General features: G+C 67.6%; 20 protein-coding genes. 16 read left to right on the top strand and 4 right to left on the bottom strand.

The window, feature by feature from the left end; genetic code table 11:
• The first annotated feature begins 118 nt into the window (after nt 1-118).
• Together purL and BLT78_RS13185 are read left to right on the top strand one after the other, a co-directional pair.
• On the top strand, nt 119-4015 hold the full coding sequence (gene purL / locus BLT78_RS13190; protein WP_090349405.1) for a phosphoribosylformylglycinamidine synthase: 3897 nt from the start codon (nt 119-121) through the stop codon (nt 4013-4015).
• A gap of 218 nt (nt 4016-4233) precedes the next feature.
• The gene (locus BLT78_RS13185) at nt 4234-4551 is read left to right on the top strand and encodes a Nif3-like dinuclear metal center hexameric protein (RefSeq protein ID WP_090352303.1); all 318 of its coding nucleotides are present in this window, start codon (nt 4234-4236) and stop codon (nt 4549-4551) included.
• Nucleotides 4552-4633: 82 nt separating this feature from the next.
• Here the strand turns inward: BLT78_RS13185 and BLT78_RS13180 are convergent, their stop codons facing one another.
• Nucleotides 4634-5140, bottom strand: a complete 507-nt coding sequence (locus BLT78_RS13180; protein WP_090349404.1) for a L,D-transpeptidase family protein — start codon at nt 5138-5140, stop codon at nt 4634-4636.
• Between the two features lie 261 nt (nt 5141-5401).
• Between BLT78_RS13180 and BLT78_RS13175 the strand changes: the two genes are divergently transcribed.
• From BLT78_RS13175 to purT, 4 genes are read left to right on the top strand one after another with little or no spacing between them, the layout of a single operon-like run.
• Nucleotides 5402-6004, top strand: a complete 603-nt coding sequence (locus BLT78_RS13175) for a CoA pyrophosphatase (protein ID WP_090349403.1) — start codon at nt 5402-5404, stop codon at nt 6002-6004.
• 20 nt (nt 6005-6024) lie between these two features.
• Nucleotides 6025-6549: a gamma carbonic anhydrase family protein gene (locus BLT78_RS13170; RefSeq protein WP_090349402.1), complete on the top strand. Its 525-nt coding sequence runs from the start codon at nt 6025-6027 to the stop codon at nt 6547-6549.
• Complete coding sequence (locus BLT78_RS13165; protein ID WP_090349401.1) at nt 6549-6746, top strand: DUF1289 domain-containing protein; 198 nt, start codon at nt 6549-6551, stop codon at nt 6744-6746. Before BLT78_RS13170 ends, BLT78_RS13165 begins: the two co-directional genes overlap by 1 nt.
• Before the next feature lie 11 nt (nt 6747-6757).
• Nucleotides 6758-7939: a formate-dependent phosphoribosylglycinamide formyltransferase gene (purT, locus tag BLT78_RS13160; RefSeq protein WP_090349400.1), complete on the top strand. Its 1182-nt coding sequence runs from the start codon at nt 6758-6760 to the stop codon at nt 7937-7939.
• 59 nt (nt 7940-7998) lie between these two features.
• On the opposite strand, the gene BLT78_RS13155 is transcribed toward purT, so the two are convergent.
• The gene (locus BLT78_RS13155; protein WP_090349399.1) at nt 7999-9273 is read right to left on the bottom strand and encodes an HlyC/CorC family transporter; all 1275 of its coding nucleotides are present in this window, start codon (nt 9271-9273) and stop codon (nt 7999-8001) included.
• Nucleotides 9274-9294: 21 nt separating this feature from the next.
• Nucleotides 9295-10092: a cytochrome C assembly family protein gene (locus tag BLT78_RS13150; protein WP_090349398.1), complete on the bottom strand. Its 798-nt coding sequence runs from the start codon at nt 10090-10092 to the stop codon at nt 9295-9297.
• Between the two features lie 142 nt (nt 10093-10234).
• Between BLT78_RS13150 and ffh the strand changes: the two genes are divergently transcribed.
• From ffh to rmuC, 10 genes are all read left to right on the top strand, one after another.
• Nucleotides 10235-11608: a signal recognition particle protein gene (ffh, locus tag BLT78_RS13145; protein ID WP_090349397.1), complete on the top strand. Its 1374-nt coding sequence runs from the start codon at nt 10235-10237 to the stop codon at nt 11606-11608.
• A gap of 219 nt (nt 11609-11827) precedes the next feature.
• On the top strand, nt 11828-12073 hold the full coding sequence (gene rpsP / locus BLT78_RS13140; protein WP_090349396.1) for a 30S ribosomal protein S16: 246 nt from the start codon (nt 11828-11830) through the stop codon (nt 12071-12073).
• Nucleotides 12074-12083: 10 nt separating this feature from the next.
• On the top strand, nt 12084-12620 hold the full coding sequence (gene rimM / locus BLT78_RS13135) for a ribosome maturation factor RimM (protein ID WP_090349395.1): 537 nt from the start codon (nt 12084-12086) through the stop codon (nt 12618-12620).
• Nucleotides 12621-12623: 3 nt separating this feature from the next.
• Nucleotides 12624-13367, top strand: a complete 744-nt coding sequence (trmD, locus tag BLT78_RS13130; RefSeq protein WP_090349394.1) for a tRNA (guanosine(37)-N1)-methyltransferase TrmD — start codon at nt 12624-12626, stop codon at nt 13365-13367.
• 41 nt (nt 13368-13408) lie between these two features.
• The gene (gene rplS, locus BLT78_RS13125) at nt 13409-13765 is read left to right on the top strand and encodes a 50S ribosomal protein L19 (RefSeq protein ID WP_090349393.1); all 357 of its coding nucleotides are present in this window, start codon (nt 13409-13411) and stop codon (nt 13763-13765) included.
• 159 nt (nt 13766-13924) lie between these two features.
• Nucleotides 13925-14821 (top strand): site-specific tyrosine recombinase XerD, encoded by an 897-nt coding sequence (xerD, locus tag BLT78_RS13120; protein ID WP_090349392.1) that lies wholly within the window; start codon nt 13925-13927, stop codon nt 14819-14821.
• A 96-nt stretch (nt 14822-14917) separates the two neighbouring features.
• Nucleotides 14918-15658, top strand: a complete 741-nt coding sequence (locus BLT78_RS13115) for a DsbC family protein (RefSeq protein WP_090349391.1) — start codon at nt 14918-14920, stop codon at nt 15656-15658.
• Nucleotides 15659-15759: 101 nt separating this feature from the next.
• Nucleotides 15760-17064: a homoserine dehydrogenase gene (locus BLT78_RS13110; protein WP_090349390.1), complete on the top strand. Its 1305-nt coding sequence runs from the start codon at nt 15760-15762 to the stop codon at nt 17062-17064.
• 51 nt (nt 17065-17115) lie between these two features.
• Nucleotides 17116-18525 carry a threonine synthase gene (thrC, locus tag BLT78_RS13105; protein WP_090349389.1) on the top strand — a complete coding sequence of 470 codons (1410 nt, stop codon included), beginning with the start codon at nt 17116-17118 and terminating at the stop codon, nt 18523-18525.
• 424 nt (nt 18526-18949) lie between these two features.
• On the top strand, nt 18950-20428 hold the full coding sequence (rmuC, locus tag BLT78_RS13100) for a DNA recombination protein RmuC (RefSeq protein WP_408003085.1): 1479 nt from the start codon (nt 18950-18952) through the stop codon (nt 20426-20428).
• Here rmuC and BLT78_RS13095 read toward each other — a convergent pair.
• Nucleotides 20425-21678 (bottom strand): MgtC/SapB family protein, encoded by a 1254-nt coding sequence (locus BLT78_RS13095; RefSeq protein ID WP_090349388.1) that lies wholly within the window; start codon nt 21676-21678, stop codon nt 20425-20427. The two genes, rmuC and BLT78_RS13095, sit on opposite strands and share 4 nt — an antisense overlap.
• Between the last annotated feature and the right edge of the window lie 3 nt (nt 21679-21681).

Raw genomic sequence — 21681 nt, 5'->3', positions numbered from 1 at the left:
TCGAAGGTACAGGGCGCGACCGCGAGCGCACGCGCCGACGGCTGCGGGTGCCGGGCTGGGCGCTTTGCGCTAGAATGCCCAGTCTTTCGCACTCCTTGCCCAAGAGGCTGTTCCGACAATGCTGATCCTGCGCGGCACCCCCGCCCTTTCTGCCTTCCGTCACGGCAAACTGCTCGAGCAACTGACCCAGAAAGTGCCGGCGGTCGCCGGCCTGTACGCCGAGTTCGCCCATTTCGCCGAGGTGTCCAGCGCACTGGACGGCGACGAGGAACAGGTGCTGGCGCGCCTGCTGCAGTACGGCCCGAGCGTCCCGGTGCAGGAGCCCAGCGGCCGCCTGTTCCTGGTGGTGCCGCGCTTCGGCACCATCTCGCCGTGGTCGAGCAAGGCCACCGACATCGCCCACAACTGCGGTCTGGCCAAGATCCAGCGGCTGGAGCGCGGCATCGCCTACTACGTGGCCGGCGAGCTGTCCGACGCCGACGCCCAGGCCGTCGCCAGCGCGCTGCACGACCGCATGACCCAGCTGGTGCTGGGCCGCATGGAGGAGGCCGAGGCGCTGTTCAGCCACGCCCAGCCCAAGGCGCTGACCGTGGTCGACGTGCTCGCTGGCGGGCGCGCCGCGCTGGAAACCGCCAACGTCGAGCTGGGCCTGGCCCTGGCCGAGGACGAGATCGACTACCTGGTGAAGAACTTCGTCGAGCTGGGGCGCAACCCGCACGACGTCGAGCTGATGATGTTCGCCCAGGCCAACTCCGAGCACTGCCGCCACAAGATCTTCAACGCCAGCTGGGACATCGACGGCCAGGCGCAGGAGAAGTCGCTGTTCGGCATGATCAAGAACACCTACGAGATGCACCGCGAAGGCGTGCTGTCCGCCTACAAGGACAACGCCTCGGTGATCGAGGGCTTCACCGCCGGGCGCTTCTTCCCGCAGCCGGGCAGCCACGAGTACGCTGCCCATCAGGAGCCGGTGCACATCCTGATGAAGGTGGAGACCCACAACCACCCGACCGCCATCGCCCCGTTCCCCGGCGCCTCCACCGGCTCCGGCGGCGAGATCCGCGACGAGGGCGCCACCGGTCGCGGCTCCAAGCCCAAGGCCGGCCTGGTCGGTTTCACCGTCTCCAACCTGCAGATCCCCGGCTTCGAGCAGCCCTGGGAGAAGCCCTACGGCAAGCCCGAGCGCATCGTCAGCGCGCTGGACATCATGATCGAGGGCCCGCTGGGCGGCGCCGCGTTCAACAACGAGTTCGGCCGTCCCAACCTGACCGGCTACTTCCGTACCTTCGAGCAGGCCATCGACACCCCGCGCGGCGAGGAAGTGCGTGGCTACCACAAGCCGATCATGCTCGCCGGCGGCCTCGGCAACATCCGCGCCGAGCACGTGCAGAAGGGCGAGATCTCGGTCGGCGGCAAGCTGATCGTGCTCGGCGGCCCGGCCATGCTGATCGGCCTGGGTGGCGGTGCCGCCTCGTCGATGGCCACCGGCGCCAGCTCCGCCGATCTCGACTTTGCCTCGGTGCAGCGCGAGAACCCGGAAATGGAGCGCCGCTGCCAGGAGGTCATCGACCGCTGCTGGCAGATGGGCGACAAGAACCCGATCAAGTTCATCCACGACGTCGGCGCCGGCGGCCTGTCCAATGCCCTGCCGGAACTGATCAACGACGCCGGTCGCGGCGGCCGCTTCGAGCTGCGCAACGTGCCCAACGACGAGCCGGGCATGAGCCCGCTGGAAATCTGGTGCAACGAGTCGCAGGAGCGCTACGTGCTCTCCGTCGACGCCGCCGACCTGGAAACCTTCAAGGCCATCTGCGAGCGCGAGCGCTGCCCGTTCGCGGTAGTCGGCGAGGCCACCGAAGAGCGCCACCTGACCGTGCACGACGAGCACTTCGGCAACAACCCGGTCGACCTGCCGCTCGAGGTGCTGCTCGGCAAGCCGCCGCGCATGCACCGCTCGGTGAGCCGCGAGGCCGAGCTGGGCGACGACTTCTCCGCCGTCGGCCTCGAGCTGGGCGAAGCGGTCGAGCGCGTGCTGCGTCACCCGGCCGTCGCCAGCAAGAGCTTCCTGATCACCATCGGCGACCGCTCGATCACCGGCCTGGTGGCCCGCGACCAGTTCGTCGGCCCGTGGCAGGTGCCGGTGGCCGACTGCGCCGTCACCGCCACCGCCTTCGACGTCTACACCGGCGAGGCCATGGCGATGGGCGAGCGGACCCCGCTGGCGGTGCTCGACGCTCCGGCCTCGGGGCGCATGGCGATCGGCGAGACCCTGACCAACCTGGCCGCTGCGCGCATCGCGAAGATTTCTGACATCAAGCTGTCGGCCAACTGGATGGCCGCCGCCGGCCACCCGGGCGAGGATGCCCGCCTGTACGACACCGTCAAGGCGGTCGGCATGGAGCTGTGTCCGCAGCTCGGCATCACCATCCCGGTGGGCAAGGACTCGATGTCCATGAAGACCCGCTGGCAGGAGGAGGGCGAGGACAAGAGCGTCACCGCGCCGATGTCGCTGATCGTCTCCGGCTTCGCCCCGGTGCAGGACATCCGCCAGACCCTGACCCCGCAACTGCGCCTGGACCAGGGCGACAGCGAGCTGCTGCTGATCGACCTCGGCCGCGGCCAGAACCGCCTGGGCGGCTCGATCATCGCCCAGGTCTACAGCCGGATCGGCCGCAGCGCGCCGGACGTCGATGCCGCTGCCGACCTCAAGGCGTTTTTCGACACCGTGCAGGGCCTCAACGCCGACGGCAAGCTGCTGGCCTACCACGACCGTTCCGATGGCGGCCTGCTGGCCAGCGTGGTGGAAATGGCCTTCGCCGGCCACTGCGGCCTGGATCTGCAGCTCGACGCCATCGCCGGCAACCATGAGGCGCTCGGCGCCGCGCTGTTCAGCGAGGAGCTGGGCGCCGTGCTGCAGGTGCGTGCCGCCGACAGCGCCGAGGTGATCGCCCGCTTCGCCGCCGCCGGCCTCGCCGACTGCGTGCAGCGCATCGGCCGTCCGGTCGCCGGCGGCGACATCCGCCTGAGCCTGGCCGGCGAGGTGGTCTACCGCGCCGAGCGGCGCATCCTGCAGCGCATCTGGAGCGAGACCAGCTACCGCATCCAGAGCCTGCGCGACAACGCCCAGTGCGCCGAGCAGGAGTACGACCTGCTGCTTGACGAGAGCAACCCGGGCCTGTCGGTCAAGCTCAGCTTCGACGTCAACCAAGACGTCGCCGCGCCCTACATCGCCAAGGGTGCGCGTCCGCGCATGGCGATCCTGCGCGAGCAGGGCGTCAACGGCCAGACCGAGATGGCGGCCGCCTTCCATCGCGCCGGTTTCGCCGTGGTCGATGTGCACATGAGCGACATCATCGCCGGTCGCGTCAGCCTGGAGGACTTCAAGGGCCTGGTGGCCTGCGGCGGTTTCTCCTACGGCGACGTGCTCGGCGCCGGTGGCGGCTGGGCCAAGTCGGTGCTGTTCAACGGCCGCGCCCGCGACAACTTCAGCGCCTTCTTCGCGCGCAAGGACAGCTTCGCCCTCGGCGTGTGCAACGGCTGCCAGATGCTCTCCAACCTGGTCGAGCTGATCCCCGGCAGCGACCACTGGCCGCGCTTCGTGCGCAACCGTTCCGAGCAGTTCGAGGCGCGCGTCGCCATGGTCCAGGTGCAGGAGTCGCCGTCGATCTTCCTGCAGGGCATGGCCGGCTCGCGCCTGCCGATCGCCGTCGCCCACGGCGAGGGCCACGCCGAGTTCGCCAGCGAGGAAGCCCTGCTGCAGACCGACCTGTCCGGCCTGGTGGCACTGCGCTACGTCGACAACCACGGCAAGGTCACCGAGAGCTACCCGGCCAACCCCAACGGTTCGCCGCGCGGCATCACCGGCCTGACCACCCGCGACGGTCGCGTCACCATCATGATGCCGCACCCGGAGCGGGTGTTCCGCGCCGTGCAGAACTCCTGGCGCCCGGACGAGTGGCAGGAAGACGCCGGCTGGATGCGCATGTTCCGCAACGCGCGGGTCTGGGTCGACTGATCCGCGGTACTGCCGCCGGTGCCCTGCGCCGGCGGCGGCCTCGCCGGATCGACGGCGCCCGTTGCACAACGGGCGCCGTTTTTCTGTCTGCCGTCGGCGGCGGCTGTCGGTGGATGGCGCTGACCAAGCGTCAAGGAAGAGGCGTCAGGCGGCCAGCGGTTGTGGCAGGATAGCTGGGGCTGTTGCTGCCGATTCACTTCTTCGTGCCGGAGACTTCGATGTACAAGCTGTGTTTCTTCGTTCCCGAAACCCATCTGGAGGCGGTCAAGGCCGCCATCTTCGCCACCGGAGCCGGACGCATCGGCGAGTACGACAGCTGCTGCTGGCAGACCCTCGGCGAGGGGCAGTTCCATCCGCTGCCGGGCAGTCAGCCCTACCTCGGCGCCCAAGGCGAGCTGGCGCGGGTGGCGGAGTGGAAGGTGGAGATGGTGGTGGCCGACGAACTGATCCACGCCGCGGTCAAGGCGCTCAAGCAGAGCCATCCCTACGAGACGCCGGCCTTCGATGTCTGGCGGCTGTCGGACATGGTGTTCTGACGCGGACGCCGTCGTCGGCCTGCATGAAAAAGGCGCCGCATCCTTCGATGCCGGCGCCTTTTTCATGCAGGGGTGGGGGAGGTCAGGGGCGGATCTCGATCAGCGTGCCGTCCTTCACCAGGCTCCACACCTCGCGCATGTCGTGGTTGCGCAGGGCGATGCAGCCCTCGGTCCAGTCGAGGGTGTGGAAGTACCACTCGGGATATTCGTCATCCAGCGGCGTGCCGTGGATCATGATCATGTCGCCGGGCGGCAGGCCCTTTTCCCGGGCGTGCTGCAGGTCCTGCGCGTTGGGGTAGGAGATGTGCATGGACAGGTTGTACTTGTCGCTGGGCTTGCGCCAGTCGATCCAGTAGAAGCCCTCGGGGGTGCGCTTGTCGCCCTGGAAGCGCTTGGGGCCGTTGGGCTGCTTGCCCAGCGAGACGCGGTAGCTCTTGAGGATCTCGCCGCGGCTGAGCAGGTGCAGCTTGCGTTCGGACTTGACCACCAGCACCTTGTCGACCCGGGTACCCGAGTCCAAGCCCGGCGTGCTCATGGCCTGGGTCAGGGTAGTGAACAGCAGACAGGCGAAAACGATCAACCAGCGCATGACAGGCATTCCAGTGCAAACCAAGTGGCCGTCAGCCCGGCGGCCGGTTGTTCATGCAGCGTGCCGCGAGGGCTGATGGTCACGCTGAAGCGAGTTTCGGGCCGCAGCGGCGGCCGGTATCGGTGGTGATGGGAATTTTAGGTGAGCCGCGTGGCCGGCGAAAGGGCGGGGCGGCAAAAGGCGGTGTCGCGGCGGGGCTTGGGCGCCCCGGCGGTTTCATGCCATGATTCGATGAAGAATCGATGATGACGAGATCAGCCCATGTTGGATGAGCTGCGCCAACGTGTGCAGGCCCACAGTCCCAGTCCCCTGCCCAGCGAGCAGCGCTTTCCCGAAGCCGCGGTGCTGATGCCGATCACCCGCAGCCCGGACCCGCAGCTGGTGCTGACCCTGCGCGCCAGCGGGCTGTCCACCCACGGCGGCGAGGTGGCCTTCCCCGGCGGGCGCCGCGACCCGGAAGATGCCTCGCTGGTGATCACCGCCCTGCGCGAGGCGCAGGAGGAAGTGGGGCTGGCGCCTGGCCTGGTCGAGGTGGTCGGCCCGCTCAGCACGCAGATCTCCCGCCACGGCATCCAGGTCACCCCCTACGTCGGCTTCATTCCCGAGCGCGTCGACTTCCTTGCCAACCGCGACGAGATCGAGGAAGTGTTCAGCGTGCCGCTGCAGTTCTTCCGCGAGGATCCGCGCGAGATCACCCACCGCATCGACTACCTCGGCTACAGCTGGTACGTGCCGAGCTATCGCTACGCCGGGTTCAAGATCTGGGGGCTGACCGCGATCATGATCGTCGAGCTGGTCAACCTGATCTACGATGCCGGCATCCAGCTGCGCGAACCGCCGGCGCATTTCGTCCACTACCGTTGAGCTCGCCGAGGAGCCTGCCGATGAAGTACCGACTGGGCGATGCCCGTGTAGAAGCCCATCCCGACAGCTGGGTGGCGCCCGATGCCAGCCTGATCGGCAAGGTGCGCCTGGACGCCGATGCCAGCGTGTGGTTCGGCGCCGTGCTGCGCGGCGACAACGAGCTGATCCACGTCGGCGAGGGCAGCAACGTGCAGGACGGCAGCGTGCTGCATACCGACATGGGCTGGCCGCTGAGCATCGGCAAGGGCGTCACCATCGGCCACAAGGTCACCCTGCACGGCTGCACCGTCGGCGACCACAGCCTGGTCGGCATCGGCGCGGTGGTGCTCAACGGCGCGAAGATCGGCAAGCACTGCCTGATCGGCGCCGGCGCGCTGATCCCTGAGGGCAAGGAGATTCCCGACGGCAGCCTGGTGATGGGCGTGCCGGGCAAGGTGGTGCGCCAGCTGACCGAGGAGCAGATCGAAGGCCTCAAGCGCAATGCCGCCCACTACGTGGACAATGCCCGCCGCTACGCCCGCGAACTGGCCGAGCAGCACGACTGATGGTCGGGCAGGAAAAACCGGTCGCCTCGCCCTGCGTGTATGTCTGCGCACTGAATGACGACGACATCTGCGTCGGCTGCCAGCGCAGTGGCGAGGAAATCACCCGCTGGGGACGCATGGACAATGCCGAGCGCCGCGCGGTGCTCGAGCGCTGCCGCGAGCGCGCCCTGGCCGCAGGACTGTTGAACCCCCTCTGAGGAAAGCTTCCGTGACCATGATCGGAACCCCGCTGTCGCCGAGCGCGACCCGTGTACTCCTGTGCGGCTCTGGCGAGCTGGGCAAGGAAGTCGTCATCGAGCTGCAGCGTCTGGGCTGCGAGGTGATCGCCGTCGATCGCTACGCCAACGCCCCGGCCATGCAGGTGGCGCACCGCAGCCACGTGATCAGCATGCTCGACGGCGCCGCCCTGCGCGCGGTGATCGAGCAGGAGCAGCCGCACTACATCGTCCCGGAGATCGAGGCGATCGCCACCGATACCCTGGTCGAGCTGGAAGCCGAAGGCTTCACCGTGGTGCCCACCGCGCGCGCCGCCAGGCTGACCATGAACCGCGAGGGCATCCGCCGTCTGGCCGCCGAGGAGCTGGGCCTGCCGACCTCGCCGTACCGTTTCGCCGACAGCTTCGCGGATTACGCCGCGGCGGTCGCCGAGCTGGGCTTCCCCTGCGTGGTCAAGCCGATCATGAGCTCCTCCGGCAAGGGCCAGAGCCTGCTGCGCGGCGAGGCCGACGTGCAGAAGGCCTGGGATTACGCTCAGGAGGGCGGTCGCGCCGGCAAGGGGCGGGTGATCGTCGAGGGCTTCATCGACTTCGACTACGAGATCACCCTGCTCACCGTGCGCCACATCGGCGGCACCACCTTCTGCGCGCCGGTCGGCCATCGCCAGGAGAAGGGCGACTACCAGGAGTCCTGGCAGCCGCAGGCGATGAGTCCCAAGGCGCTGGCCGAGTCCGAGCGCATCGCCCGCGCGGTGACCGAGGCGCTCGGCGGGCGTGGCCTGTTCGGCGTCGAGCTGTTCATCAAGGGTGATCAGGTGTGGTTCAGCGAGGTGTCGCCGCGCCCGCACGACACCGGCCTGGTGACCCTGATCTCCCAGGACCTCTCCGAATTCGCCCTGCACGCGCGGGCCATCCTCGGCCTGCCGATCCCGGCGATCCGCCAGTTCGGCCCGTCGGCCTCGGCGGTGATCCTGGTCGAGGGCGAATCGCGCGAGGTGCGCTTCGGCAATCTCGGCGCGGCGCTGGCCGAGCCGGATACCGCGCTGCGCCTGTTCGGCAAGCCTGAGGTCAGCGGCCAGCGGCGCATGGGCGTGGCCTTGGCGCGCGACGAGTCGATCGAGGCGGCGCGCCGCAAGGCGCTGGCGGCAGCGGCGGCGGTGAGCGTCGAGCTGTAAGCGGCGTGTGCTGAGCAAGGGCCGGTACCCGCGAGGGGCCGGCCCTTTGCATTGCGGAGTCAGTGCGGGGCGGATTCGCCGGCGCTGCGCCAGATGCGCACGCTCTGCACCCGGTTGTTGGTCGCCTCGCGGATTTCCAGGCGGTAGGGGCCGATCTTTAGACACACGCTGCTGTCGGGAATGTGCTCGAGGGCCTCGGTGACCAGTCCGTTGATGGTACGCGGACCGTCGCAGGGCAGGTGCCAGCCGAGTTCGCGGTTGACCTCGCGGATGTTGGCGCTGCCGTCGACCAGGTAGCTGCCGTCCTCCTGCGGGTGAACCTCCTGCTCGTGCAGGTCGGGCTGGGTGGTGAACTCGCCGACGATCTCCTCGAGGATATCCTCGAGGGTGACCAGACCGATCACCTCGCCGTATTCGTCGACCACTATGCCCATGCGCCTCTTGCGCTGCTGGAAGTTGATCAGTTGGGTCGACAGCGGGGTGTTCTCCGGCACGAAGTAGGGCTCCACGCAGGCGCTGCGCAGGGTCTCGTGGGTCAGCTGGCTGTGGGTCAGCAGGCGGGCGATGCGGCGCATGTGCACCACCCCTTCGATCTGGTTGAGGTCGTGGCGGTACACCGGCAGGCGGGTATGGCTGGTGCTGCGCAGCTGGGTGACGATCTGCTCGAGGTCGTCCTCCAGGTCGATGCCGACCACCTCGCTGCGCGGGACCATGATGTCGTTGACCGACACCTTCTCCAGGTCGAGGATGCCCAGCAGCATGTTCTGCCGGTCGAGCGGCAGGCCGCCGCCGGCCTCGCGCACCACGCTGCGCAGCTCCTCGGTGGACAGGCTTTCCTGGCGGCTCTGCGCCGGGTCGACGCCGAACAGGCGCAGCAGGCCGTTGCTGATCGCCCCGGTGAGCCACACCAGTGGGTAGAGCAGGCGCATCAGCAGCAGGAGCAGGCGGCTGGCGGGGTAGGCGACCTGCTCCGGGCGCAGGGCGGCCAGGGTCTTGGGGGTGATCTCGCCGAAGATCAGGATGACCACGGTCAGCGCGACGGTGGCGATGGCGATGCCGGCCTCGCCCCACAGATCCACCGCGATCACCGTGGCGATGGAGGCTGCGAGGATGTTGACCACGTTGTTGCCGACCAGGATGGTGCCGAGCAGGCGGTCGGGGCGGCTGAGCAGTTCGCTGGCACGCCGGGCGCCCTTGTGTCCCTCGCGGGCCAGGTGGCGCAGGCGGTAGCGGTTGAGGCTGAGCATGCCGGTCTCGGAGCTGGAGAAGAACGCCGAACAGGCGATCAGGAACACCAGCAGTCCGAACAGCAGGCCCGAATGGTAGTCGTCCACGGCAGTGGCTGTCCTACTGGATTAGATGTGCAGGATGAATTCGCGGACCAGCTTGCTGCCGAAGTAGGCCAGCATCAGCAGCAGGAAGCCTGCCAGGGTCCAGCGGATCGCCTTGCCGCCACGCCAGCCGAGCTGGTGGCGGCCCCACAGCAGCACGCCGAACGTCACCCAGGCCAGGCAGGCGAGCAGGGTCTTGTGCACCAGATGTTGGGCGAACAGGTCCTCGAGGAACAGCCAGCCGGACAGCAGCGACAGCGACAGCAGGCTCCAGCCGCCCCACAGGAAGCCGAACAGCAGGCTCTCCATGGTCTGCAGTGGCGGGAAGTTGCGGATGATCCCGGAGGGGTGCTTGTGCTTGAGTTGGTGGTTCTGCAGCAGCAGCAGCAGGGCCTGCAGCACGGCGATGGTCAGCAGGCCGTAGGCGAGGATCGACAGCAGGATGTGGGCGAGGATGCCCGGCTCCTCCACGATCGGTTGGGTGGTGCCGCCGGGCAGCAGGGCCAGCAGGGTGGTCAGGCTGCCCAGCGGGAACAGCAGGACCAGCAGGTTCTCCACCGGAATGCGCAGGCTGGCCAGCAGGGTGAGGGCGATCACCGCGGCGGCCACCAGGCTGGCGGCGTTGAAGAAGTCGAGCAGCAGGGCGCCGTCGTGGATCAGCAGCAGGCGCAGGCCGAAGGCATGGGCCGCCAGGGCCAGCAGGCCGACCAGGCCGAGCAGGCGCTTGTCCGGCAGCGCGCGACGGGAAAGCAGCAGGGCCTGGTACAGGGCCGCGCCGGCGTACAGGCCGGCCGCCGCCAGGCTGGGCAGCAAAGGCGTCATAAGTCCTTGTGGGGAAAGCCTCGAAGTTGCCGAGTTTGGCACAGACCGGCTATCCACGAAAGCCTGCGGGCGGTGTCGGCGCGCGGAGCTCTCGGCTATAATCCCGCGCCTTGCCGCAAGCTCCCTCGTTAAAGGAACGTGCATGTTCGAGAATTTGACCGACCGTCTGTCGCAGACGCTGCGCAACGTCACCGGGCGCGCCAAGCTGACCGAAGACAACATCAAGGACACTCTGCGCGAAGTGCGCATGGCCCTGCTCGAGGCCGACGTGGCGTTGCCGGTGGTCAAGGACTTCGTCAACAAGGTCAAGGAGCGTGCGGTCGGCACCGAGGTGTCGAAGAGCCTGACGCCGGGCCAGGCGTTCGTGAAGATCGTCCGCGCCGAGCTGGAAGAGCTGATGGGGGCGGCCAACGAGGACCTGGCGCTGAACGCCGCGCCGCCGGCGGTGATCCTGATGGCCGGCCTGCAGGGCGCGGGCAAGACCACCACGGTCGGCAAGCTGGCGCGCTTCCTCAAGGAGCGCAAGAAGAAGTCGGTGCTGGTGGTGTCGGCCGACGTCTACCGCCCGGCGGCGATCAAGCAGCTGGAGACCCTGGCAGGCGAGGTCGGGGTCACCTTCTTCCCCTCCGACCTGAGCCAGAAGCCGGTGGACATCGCCCGTGCGGCCATCGCCGAGGGCAAGCTGAAGTTCATCGACGTGGTGATCGTCGACACTGCTGGTCGTCTGCACGTCGACGACGAGATGATGGAGGAGATCAAGCAGGTTCATGCCGCGATCAACCCCATCGAGACGCTGTTCGTCGTCGATGCCATGACCGGCCAGGATGCCGCCAACACCGCCAAGGCGTTCAACGATGCCCTGCCGCTGACCGGCGTGGTGTTGACCAAGGTCGACGGCGACGCGCGCGGCGGTGCCGCGCTGTCGGTGCGCGCCATCACCGGCAAGCCGATCAAGTTCCTCGGCATGGGCGAGAAGAGCGAGGCGCTCGATCCGTTCCATCCCGACCGCGTGGCTTCGCGGATCCTCGGCATGGGCGACGTGCTCAGCCTGATCGAGCAGGCCGAGCAGACCATGGACCGCGAGAAGGCGGCCAAGCTCACCCAGAAGCTGAAGAAGGGCAAGGGCTTCGACCTCGAGGACTTCCGCGACCAGCTGCAGCAGATGAAGAGCATGGGCGGCCTCGGCAGCCTGATGGACAAGCTGCCGATGCTCGGCGGTGTCAATCTCGGCCAGATGGGCAACGTGCAGAACGTCGCCGAGAAGCAGTTCAAGCAGATGGAGGCGATCATCAACTCGATGACCCCCGCCGAGCGTCGCGATCCGGAGCTGATCAGCGGTTCGCGCAAGCGCCGCATCGCGCTGGGTTCCGGCACCCAGGTGCAGGACGTCGGTCGCCTGATCAAGCAGCACAAGCAGATGCAGAAGATGATGAAGAAGGTCACCGCCAAGGGCGGCATGGCCAAGATGATGCGCGGCATGAGCGGCCTGATGCCGGGCGGCATGCCGAAGATGTGAGGATCGATCGGCGGTGTCGCGCAAGCGAGATCGCCGGACGTAGTGCGCGGCCTGGCCGCGCGCGACAGCGAGGATGCCCCGGAACGGTGCGCGCCATGGCGCGTGCCGCAAAATGGCTTTGCTTTTTCCGGGATAATCCTTAAAATGTGCGGCCTTTCGGGCCGTGGGCCCTAGTGTGCATACAGCTTTTGCAAGCACCTACTACAGGAACGAAGTTCAATGGTAACCATCCGTCTTGCTCGTGGCGGCTCCAAGAAGCGCCCTTTCTACCACCTGACCGTGACCAACAGCCGCTCCGCCCGTGACGGCCGTTTCGTCGAGCGCATCGGTTTCTTCAACCCGGTCGCCACTGGTGGTGAAGTGCGTCTCTCCGTGAACGCCGAGCGTGCCCAGTACTGGCTGAGCCAGGGCGCCCAGCCGTCCGAGCGCGCTGCCCAACTGCTCAAGGAAGCGGCGAAAGCCTGAGTCCTTGATCATGCAACATACGCCGGCACCCGCCGAGGATCTGGTCGTACTCGGCAAAATCTTTTCGGTGCATGGCATCCGCGGGGAAGTGAAGGTCTATTCCTACACCGATCCGCTGGATAACCTGCTGGATTACCGTCACTGGACGCTCACGCGCGATGGCGAGGTTCGTCAGGTCGAACTGGCAAGCGGGCGCCTGCAAGGCAAGGCGCTGACTGTCAAGATCAAGGGGCTCGACGATCGCGACGAGGCCCGTGGCTATACCGGATTCCTCATCTGTGTTCCGCGCAGCCAGCTGCCGGCACTGCAAGATGACGAGTACTACTGGTATCAGCTGGAAGGTCTGAAGGTCATCAACCAGGACGAGCAACTGCTCGGTCGGGTCGATCACTTGCTGGAAACCGGCGCCAATGACGTGCTGGTGGTGAAGCCCTGCGCGGGCAGTCTGGACGATCGCGAGCGCCTGTTGCCCTACACGGAGCAATGCGTGCAGCACATCGACCTGGCCGCCGGCGAGATGCGGGTGGACTGGGATGCGGATTTCTGACCCATGCGGGTAGACGTTCTCAGCCTGTTCCCCGAAATGTTCGGCGCCATCAGCGAGTACGGCATCACCAGCCGCGCGGTGAAGCAGGGACTCCTGCAACTGCACTGCTGGAATCCGCGGGATTACACCGAGGACCGCCACCAGACGGTGGACGACCGGCCCTTCGGCGGTGGCCCGGGGATGGTGATGAAGATCAAGCCGCTGGAGCTGGCCCTGGCTTCTGCCAAGGCGGCCACAGGCGGAGTGGCGAAGGTGATCTACCTGTCGCCGCAGGGGCGTCGTCTTGACCAGGCGGCTGTCCGCGAACTGGTGAAGGAGGAGCGTCTGATCCTCATCGCCGGGCGTTACGAAGGCATCGACGAGCGTTTCATCGAGACGCACGTGGATGAGGAATGGTCGATCGGCGATTATGTCCTGTCCGGCGGTGAGCTGCCGGCCATGGTGCTGATCGATGCGGTTACGCGGTTGCTGCCCGGAGCGTTGGGGCATGCAGATTCCGCCGAGGAGGACTCGTTTACGGACGGCCTGCTCGATTGCCCGCACTACACCCGACCCGAGGTGTACGAGGGCAAAAGTGTTCCGCCGGTGCTGCTCAGCGGCAACCACGAACACATCCGGCGCTGGCGTTTGCAACAAGCCCTGGGGCGTACCTGGGAACGCCGAGCCGATCTTCTGGATAGTCGCTCGCTTTCTGGAGAAGAGAAAAAGCTGCTGGACGAATATATCCGCCAGCAGAACGATAGTTAACGTATCGATGGCAGGCCGCAGGCTTGTCTATGGAGCACAGCATGAGCAACAAGAACCCGATCATTCAGCAGCTCGAAGCTGAACAGATGAACAAAGAGATCCCGGCGTTCGCCCCCGGCGACACCGTGATCGTCCAGGTGAAGGTGAAGGAAGGCGACCGTCAGCGTCTGCAGGCCTTCGAAGGCGTGGTGATCGGCAAGCGTAACCGCGGCCTGAACAGCGCCTTCACCGTGCGCAAGATCTCCAGCGGCTTCGGCGTCGAGCGTACCTTCCAGACCTACAGCCCGCTGGTCGACAGCATCACCGTCAAGCGTCGCGGCGACGTGCGCAAGGCCAAGCTGTACTATCTGCGCGACCTGTCCGGCAAGGCCGCCCGCATCAAGGAGAAGCTGGTCTAAGACCCGCTTCCCTGAGCAGAAAGAAGCAGCCCTCGGGCTGCTTTTTTCATGCCTGGCGTTTGCCCGCCGCGCTGTCGTGAGCGGTCCGCGGCGGCCGGGCTGGTCGCCAGCCGAGCAGCGTGCCAGACTGGTCTGCCCCAAGGCTGTCGACCGCCTGTCATGTCCGCACCCGCTCATCCGCTGATCGAACGTTTCCTCGAATCCCTCTGGCTGGAGAAGGGTCTGGCGCGGCATACCCGCGAGGCCTACGGTAGCGACCTCGCGCTGTTCCGCCGCTGGCTGACGGAGCGCGGCTTCGATCTCGAGCGGGTCGATCGCGAGCTGATTCGCGAGCACCTCGGCTGGCGTCTCGACAACGGCTATCACGCGCGCTCCACCGCCCGCCTGTTGTCCTGCCTGCGTGGCTTCTACCATTTTTGCCAGTTCGAGGGCGTGGTCGCCGAGGATCCCACCCTGCTGGTCAACCTGCCGCGCCAGGCGCGGGCGGTACCGCATACCCTCAGCGAGGCCGACGTCGAAGCGCTGCTGGCCGCGCCGGACTGCGGCGAGGCGCTCGGCCTGCGTGACCGCGCCATGCTCGAGGTGCTCTACGCCTGCGGCCTGCGGGTCAGCGAACTGGTGGCGTTGACCCTTGAGCAGGTCAACCTGCGCCAGGGCGTGGTGCGGGTGTTCGGCAAGGGAGCCCGCGAGCGCTTGGTACCGCTCGGTGAGGAGGCCATCGTCTGGCTGCAGCGCTACCTGCGCCAGGCCCGCGACGAGCTGCTGATCGGCCGGCCCAGCGACGTGCTGTTTCCCAGCCTGCGCGGTGAGCAGATGACCCGGCAGACCTTCTGGCACCGCATCAAGCTGCACGCGCGCCGTGCCGGGATCGACAAGCCGCTGTCGCCGCACACCCTGCGCCATGCCTTCGCCACCCACCTGCTCAACCACGGCGCCGATCTGCGCGTGGTGCAGATGCTGCTCGGCCACCGCGACCTGTCGACCACGCAGATCTACACTCATGTGGCGCGTGCCCGCCTGCAGGCCCTGCACGCCGAGCACCATCCCCGCGGCTGAGCGCCGCCCGGCAGCGTGCGTGACGGCACAGCGGGGTGGTGGGGTGGATGTGTTAGGCTTTCTTATTTCCAGTCGCTGTTGCCGCAAGGAGTTCCCATGCGCCTGCCCCGTTTCCTCGCTGCCGCCGCTCTCGGCCTGGCCAGCGCCGTTGCCCTCGCCGCCGAGCCGGACGAGGCCATCCGCCAGACCCTGAAGTCGCTGCAGCCGGACCTGCCGATCGAGGCGATCAGTGAAAGCCCGATGCCCGGCCTCTACCAGGTCCAGCTCAAGGGCGGGCGTCTGCTCTACACCAGCGCCGACGCCCAGTTCGTCCTGCAGGGCTTCCTGTTCCAGGTCAAGGACGGCAAGACCGTCAACCTCACCGAGCAGGCCGAGAGCAAGGGCGTGGCCAAGGCGATCAACGCCATCCCGGCGGCCGAGATGGTGGTATTCCCCGCCGACGCCAAGGCGGAGAAGAAGACCCACATCACCGTGTTCACCGATACCGACTGCGGCTACTGCCAGAAACTGCACAGCGAAGTGCCCGAGCTCAACCGCCGTGGCGTCGAGGTGCGCTACGTCGCCTTCCCGCGTCAGGGCGTCGGCAGCCATGGCTACAACACCCTGGTCAGCGTGTGGTGCGCCAAGGATCGCCAGGCGGCGATGGACCTGGCCAAGCAGCGCCAGGACGTGCCGGCGGCGCAGTGCGACAACCCGGTGGAGAAGCAGTACCAGCTGGGTCAGATGATCGGCGTGCGCGGCACTCCGGCCATCGTGCTGGCCAACGGCCAGATGATTCCCGGCTACCAGCCGGCGCCGCAGTTGGCCCAGGCCGCCTTCGCCGCCAAGAGCAACTGATGCTGGCGGATTGACTAACAATCCACCAGTTCGTAATGTGCGGATCTTTTAATCGGCCGGGATTCCCGGCCGTTCTGCGTAGTGAAGATGGGGAACTGAGCGTGAAACCGGTGAAAGTAGGTATCTGTGGGTTGGGAACCGTCGGTGGCGGTACCTTCAATGTGCTCAAACGCAATGCCGAGGAGATTGCCCGCCGTGCCGGGCGTGGTATTGAAGTGGCCCAGATTGCCGCGCGTGACGCCAACCCGCAATGCGATACCACCGGTACCCCCATCACCGGTGACGTGTTCGAACTGGTCGCCAACCCGGAAATCGACATCGTCATCGAGCTGATCGGTGGCTACACCGTGGCCCGCGAGCTGGTGCTCAAGGCCATCGACAACGGCAAGCACGTGGTCACCGCCAACAAGGCGCTGATCGCCGTGCATGGCAACGAGATCTTCGCCAAGGCGCGCGAGAAGGGCGTCATCGTCGCCTTCGAGGCCGCCGTGGCCGGTGGTATCCCGGTGATCAAGGCGATCCGCGAGGGCCTGTCCGCCAACCGCATCAACTGGCTGGCCGGCATCATCAACGGCACCGGCAACTTCATCCTCACCGAGATGCGCGAGAAAGGCCGCGCCTTCGACGACGTGCTCAAGGAAGCCCAGGCGCTGGGCTACGCCGAGGCCGACCCGACCTTCGACGTCGAGGGCATCGACGCCGCGCACAAGCTGACCATCCTCGCCTCCATCGCCTTCGGCATTCCCCTGCAGTTCGACAAGGCCTACACCGAGGGCATCACCAAGCTGACCACCGCCGACGTCAACTACGCCGAGGCATTGGGCTACCGCATCAAGCACCTGGGCGTCGCCCGCCGCACCGAGGCCGGCATCGAGCTGCGCGTGCACCCGACCCTGATTCCGGCCGACCGCCTGATCGCCAACGTCAACGGCGTGATGAACGCGGTGATGGTCAACGGCGACGCGGTCGGCAGCACCCTGTACTACGGCGCCGGCGCCGGCATGGAGCCGACCGCCTCGGCGGTGGTGGCCGACGTGGTCGACGTGGTCCGCGCGCTGACCACCGACCCGGAGAACCGCGTGCCGCACCTGGCCTTCCAGCCGGATGCGCTGTCCGACCATCCGATCCTGCCGATCGAGGCTTGCGAGAGCGCCTACTACCTGCGCATCCAGGCCAAGGACCATCCGGGCGTGCTGGCTCAGGTGGCGAGCATCCTCTCCGCGCGCGGCATCAACATCGAGTCGATCATGCAGAAGGAAGCCGAGGAGCATGACGGCCTGGTGCCGATGATCCTGGTCACCCACCGCGTGTGCGAAGCGCAGATCAACGACGCCATCGCCGCCCTGGAAGCCCTCGAGGGCGTCGCCGGCCAGGTCGTGCGCATCCGCGTCGAGCAGCTCAACTAATCCGTCAACGGCTGCCGGTCTGACCGGCAGCCCGCACCGAAGGTTTTTCCCATGCGTTACATCAGTACCCGCGGCCAGGCCCCGGCCCTCAACTTCGAAGACGTGCTGCTCGCCGGCCTGGCCAGCGACGGCGGTCTCTACGTGCCGGAAAACCTGCCGCGCTTCACCGTCGAGGAGATCGCCTCCTGGGCCGGCCTGCCGTACCACGAGCTGGCCTTCCGGGTGATGCGCCCGTTCGTCGCCGGCAGCATCGCCGACGCCGACTTCAAGCGGATTCTCGAAGAGACCTACGGCGTGTTCGCCCACAAGGCGGTGGCGCCGCTGACCCAGCTGGGCGCCAACGAGTGGGTGCTCGAGCTGTTCCAGGGCCCGACCCTGGCGTTCAAGGACTTCGCCCTGCAGCTGCTCGGCCGCCTGCTCGATCACGTGCTGACCAAGCGCGGCGAGCGCGTGGTGATCATGGGCGCCACCTCCGGCGACACCGGCTCGGCGGCCATCGAGGGCTGCAAGGCCTGCGAGAACGTCGACATCTTCATCATGCACCCGCACAACCGCGTGTCCGAAGTGCAGCGCCGGCAGATGACCACCATCCTCGGCGACAACATCCACAACATCGCCATCGAAGGCAACTTCGACGACTGCCAGGAGATGGTCAAGGCCAGTTTCGCCGACCAGGGCTTCCTCAAGGGCACCCGTCTGGTGGCGGTCAACTCGATCAACTGGGCGCGGATCATGGCTCAGATCGTCTACTACTTCCACGCCGCCCTGCAGCTCGGCGCGCCGCACCGCTCGGTGGCCTTCTCGGTGCCGACCGGCAACTTCGGTGACATCTTCGCCGGCTACCTGGCGCGCAACATGGGCCTGCCGATCAACCAGCTGATCGTCGCCACCAACCGCAACGACATCCTGCACCGCTTCATGTCCGGCAACCGCTACGACAAGGACACCCTGCATCCGTCGCTGTCGCCGTCGATGGACATCATGGTCTCCTCCAACTTCGAGCGTCTGCTGTTCGACCTGCACGGCCGCAACGGTCTGGAAGTGGCGAAGCTGATGGACGAGTTCAAGGCCACCGGCAAGCTGGCGGTCGCCGACGACCGCTGGACCGAGGCGCGCCGCCTGTTCGACTCGCTGGCGGTGGACGACGAGGCGACCTGCGCGACCATCGCCGAGGTGCATGGCGAGACCGGCTACCTGCTCGACCCGCACACCGCGATCGGCGTCAAGGCCGCCCGCGAGTGCCGCCGCAGCCTGGCCCTGCCGATGGTGGTGCTCGGCACCGCGCACCCGGTCAAGTTCCCGGAAGCGGTGGAGAAGGCCGGCGTCGGCGAGGCGCCGCAACTGCCGGCGCATCTGGCCGACCTGTTCCAGCGCGAGGAGCGCTGCACCGTGCTGGCCAACGACCTGAAGGCCGTCCAGCAGTTTGTCAGCCAGCACGGCAACCGCGGCAAGCCGCTGTAAGGCGTCTGCGGCGAGCTGTTCACCGGGGGCCGGTTGCGCAAGCAGCCGGCCCCCTTCGTTTGTGCACCGGATGATGGCGCCGGGTCGGCGCAGCAGGCGCCGGTGTGGTGCCAGACGGAGGCGCCGTGTGAGCTTGTGCACAGAATCGTGGCGCAGGCGCGCAGCCAGGCGGCACGCCGTTGGTGCGTCCGCGCGCTCATGACCTGAAGCAATAATCCGTTGAAAAACAAGCATAAAAGCGCTGGTCAAAAAACAACCAGATTGTCTGCGGGCCATGCGCTGTAGGGCGCGGGACGATCTGTCCGGAATTTGTCCACCCAGTTATCCACAGTAATTGTGGATTGAACGCTCCGGGCCGCAGGCCAGCGCGGTTCAGTCGGTCCGCCGCAGTTATACTCGCCGGCATCGCCTGTGGAGTTCGCTCATGCCCTTCGAGTTATCCAGCCTGTTGCTCGGTCTTGTCGCCGCCGCCCTGCCGGCCGGCATCCTGCTCTGGCGGCTGCAGCAGCAGCGCGGTCAGGCGCTGCAGCAGGCAGGCGTGCTGGAAGAGCGCCTGGCGGCCAGCGAGCAGGCGCGCGGTGAGCTCGGCGAGCGTCTCGACCAGGCCAGGACCGAACTGCAGAGCCAGCAACGTCTGCTGCTGACCCTGCAGGGCGAGAACGCCGCGCTGCGCCGTGAGAGCCAACTGCTCGGCGCCGAGCGGCAGAAGGCCGTCGAAGCGGCACAGCAGTGGCAGCAGGAGCGCCTGCAGCGCGAGGAGGAACTGCGCGACCTCGCCGCCGAACGCGCGGCGCTGGCCAGCGCGCTGCGCGAGCAGCAGCAGGGCCACCAGCAGCGCCTCGAGGAGGTGCAGGCGGCGCGCGACGAGCTGCGGGCGCAGTTCGCCGAACTGGCCGGGAAGATCTTCGAGGAGCGTGAGCAGCGCTTCGCCGAGAGCAGCCAGCAGCGCCTGGCACAGTTGCTCGATCCGCTGCGCGAGCGCCTGCACAGCTTCGAGCAGCGCGTCGAGCAGAGTTATCAACAGGAGGCGCGCGAGCGCTTCTCGCTGGGCAAGGAGCTGGAGCGCCTGCAGCAGCTCAACCAGCGCTTGGGCGAGGAGGCGACCAACCTGACCCGCGCGCTCAAGGGGCAGAAGACCCAGGGCAACTGGGGCGAGCTGGTGCTCGAGCGGGTGCTCGAGCACGCCGGGCTGGAGAAAGGCCGCGAGTACGACACCCAGGTCAGCCTGCGCGGAGCCGGCGGCGAGCGCTTCCAGCCCGACGTGCTGGTGCGTCTGCCCGGCGAGCGCCAGGTGGTGGTCGACGCCAAGGTCAGCCTGACCGCCTACCAGCAGTACGTCGCCGCCGAGGACGAGGCGGCGCGGGCGCAGGCGCTCAAGCAGCACGTGCAGTCGCTGCGCAGCCACCTCAAGGGCCTGTCGGGCAAGGACTACCAGCGCCTCGAAGGCCTGCACAGCCTGGACTTCGTGCTGCTGTTCGTGCCGCTCGAGGGCGCCTTCGCCGCCGCCCTGCAGGCCGAGCCGACGCTGTTCCAGGAGTCCTTCGCGCAGAACATCGTGATCGTCAGCCCGACCACCCTGCTGGCTACCCTGCGGGTGATCGACAGCCTGTGGCGCCAGGAGCGGCAGAACCTCAACGCCCGCGAGATTGCCGAGCGCGCCGGCGCGCTGTACGACAAGTTCGTGCTGTTCGTCCAGGACCTCGACGAGATCGGCAATCGCCTGCAGCAGCTCGACAAGGCCTACGCCAGCGCACGCAACAAGCTCACCGCCGGACGCGGTGACCTGATTTCGCGCAGCGAACAGCTCAAGCTGCTCGGCGCCCGCGCCAGCAAGAGCCTGCCGGCGGACTGGCTGGCGCGCTCGGCCAGCCTGCCGCTGGCGCTGGACGAGGACCCGGCCTAGAGCAGCAGGCTGACGCCGAGAGCGAGACCGGCGGCCATGATCGGCAGGGTCAGCAGGGCCAGGCGCGCCCCGCCGAGCAGGGCGATCAGCACGCCCTTGATCAGGCTGTTGCTGAGCACCGCCAGGGCGATGCCGCGTACCGCCACCTGTGGGTCCAGCCCGCCGAGGGCGCTGCGCGACAGCGACAGGGTGATGGCGTCGGCGTCGGTCATGCCGGACAGCGCCGACACCAGGTAGACGCCGAGGTCGCCCAGCTCGCGGCGGGCGACTTCCACCAGCAGCAGGATCAGCGCCAGCAGCAGGGCGAAGCGCACCGCGGGACCCAGCTCGAAGGGGTTCTGCAGCGGTGGCTCGGCTGCCGCGTCAAGCTCCGTCGCCTTGGCCCGCTGCCACCAGTACAGGGCGCCGAGGGCATAGACCAGCGTCGCGGCCGCCAGCGGCCACAGCAGCCCCTGCACCAGCGGCGGGTTGATCACCGCCACCTCGAGCAGTACCCGCGGAAACACCAGCGCCGAGGTGCCTAGCAGGCCGCTGGCGAGCAGGGCGTGCAGCTCGCGCTGGCCATGCAGGCGGGCGAGGGTGAGGGTCATGGCGGTGGAGGACACCACGCTGCCGAGCAGGGCGGTCAGCAGCAGGCCGTGACGGGTGCCGATCAGGCGGACCGCCACGTAGGCGGCAAAGCCCAGGGCGGCGATCAGCACCACCATCCACCAGGTGACGTAGGGGTTGAACACCTGCCAGGGGCCGTAGCCGCGGTCGGGCAGCACCGGCAGCAGCACCAGCGAGATGAACAGCAGTTTCAGCGCGCCGGACAGCTCCGCGGCGGACAGCCGGCGCAGCGCCGCATGCATCGGCTCCTTGAGGCGCAGCAGCAGGGCCACCACCACCGCGCAGCCGGCGGCCAGCAGGCGGCTGTCGGCCAGCGCCAGGCTGCCGAGGAGGAAGGCCAGCAGCAGGGCGATCTCGCTGGTCTGGCCCTGGTCGGGATCGTGACGCAGGCCGATCACGTAGGCGGTGGTGCTGAGAATGGCCAGGGCGAGCAGCACGCCGACCCACACCAGCGCGCCGAAGTGGCCGGCGAGCAGCGTGGCCAGGCCGCCGAGCAGGCCGACCAGGCCGAAGGTGCGCACGCCGGCGGCGAGGCGCTCGTCGGCGCCGTCGCGCGCGCTCCAGCCGCGTTCGGCGCCGATCAGCAGGCCGATGGCCAGCGCGCTGGCCAGGTCCAGCAGGACGTCGAGCTCGGGCGTCATGGG

The organism is Pseudomonas oryzae (assembly GCF_900104805.1).
Classification (GTDB): domain Bacteria; phylum Pseudomonadota; class Gammaproteobacteria; order Pseudomonadales; family Pseudomonadaceae; genus Geopseudomonas; species Geopseudomonas oryzae.
This window is presented reverse-complemented; position numbering and strand designations above follow the sequence as displayed.

Excerpts from the sequence above, each read along its gene's own strand:
- rimM (WP_090349395.1), top strand. The coding sequence starts at position 12,084 with ATGCAACATACGCCGGCACCCGCCGAGGATCTGGTCGTACTCGGCAAA.
- thrC (WP_090349389.1), top strand. The coding sequence starts at position 17,116 with ATGCGTTACATCAGTACCCGCGGCCAGGCCCCGGCCCTCAACTTCGAA.
- BLT78_RS13170 (WP_090349402.1), top strand. The coding sequence starts at position 6,025 with ATGAAGTACCGACTGGGCGATGCCCGTGTAGAAGCCCATCCCGACAGC.
- BLT78_RS13095 (WP_090349388.1), bottom strand. The coding sequence starts at position 21,678 with ATGACGCCCGAGCTCGACGTCCTGCTGGACCTGGCCAGCGCGCTGGCC.
- purL (WP_090349405.1), top strand. The coding sequence starts at position 119 with ATGCTGATCCTGCGCGGCACCCCCGCCCTTTCTGCCTTCCGTCACGGC.
- rpsP (WP_090349396.1), top strand. The coding sequence starts at position 11,828 with ATGGTAACCATCCGTCTTGCTCGTGGCGGCTCCAAGAAGCGCCCTTTC.
- BLT78_RS13185 (WP_090352303.1), top strand. The coding sequence starts at position 4,234 with ATGTACAAGCTGTGTTTCTTCGTTCCCGAAACCCATCTGGAGGCGGTC.
- rmuC (WP_408003085.1), top strand. The coding sequence starts at position 18,950 with ATGCCCTTCGAGTTATCCAGCCTGTTGCTCGGTCTTGTCGCCGCCGCC.
- BLT78_RS13180 (WP_090349404.1), bottom strand. The coding sequence starts at position 5,140 with ATGCGCTGGTTGATCGTTTTCGCCTGTCTGCTGTTCACTACCCTGACC.
- BLT78_RS13175 (WP_090349403.1), top strand. The coding sequence starts at position 5,402 with ATGTTGGATGAGCTGCGCCAACGTGTGCAGGCCCACAGTCCCAGTCCC.
- BLT78_RS13115 (WP_090349391.1), top strand. The coding sequence starts at position 14,918 with ATGCGCCTGCCCCGTTTCCTCGCTGCCGCCGCTCTCGGCCTGGCCAGC.
- BLT78_RS13150 (WP_090349398.1), bottom strand. The coding sequence starts at position 10,092 with ATGACGCCTTTGCTGCCCAGCCTGGCGGCGGCCGGCCTGTACGCCGGC.
- rplS (WP_090349393.1), top strand. The coding sequence starts at position 13,409 with ATGAGCAACAAGAACCCGATCATTCAGCAGCTCGAAGCTGAACAGATG.
- xerD (WP_090349392.1), top strand. The coding sequence starts at position 13,925 with ATGTCCGCACCCGCTCATCCGCTGATCGAACGTTTCCTCGAATCCCTC.
- trmD (WP_090349394.1), top strand. The coding sequence starts at position 12,624 with ATGCGGGTAGACGTTCTCAGCCTGTTCCCCGAAATGTTCGGCGCCATC.
- BLT78_RS13165 (WP_090349401.1), top strand. The coding sequence starts at position 6,549 with ATGGTCGGGCAGGAAAAACCGGTCGCCTCGCCCTGCGTGTATGTCTGC.
- ffh (WP_090349397.1), top strand. The coding sequence starts at position 10,235 with ATGTTCGAGAATTTGACCGACCGTCTGTCGCAGACGCTGCGCAACGTC.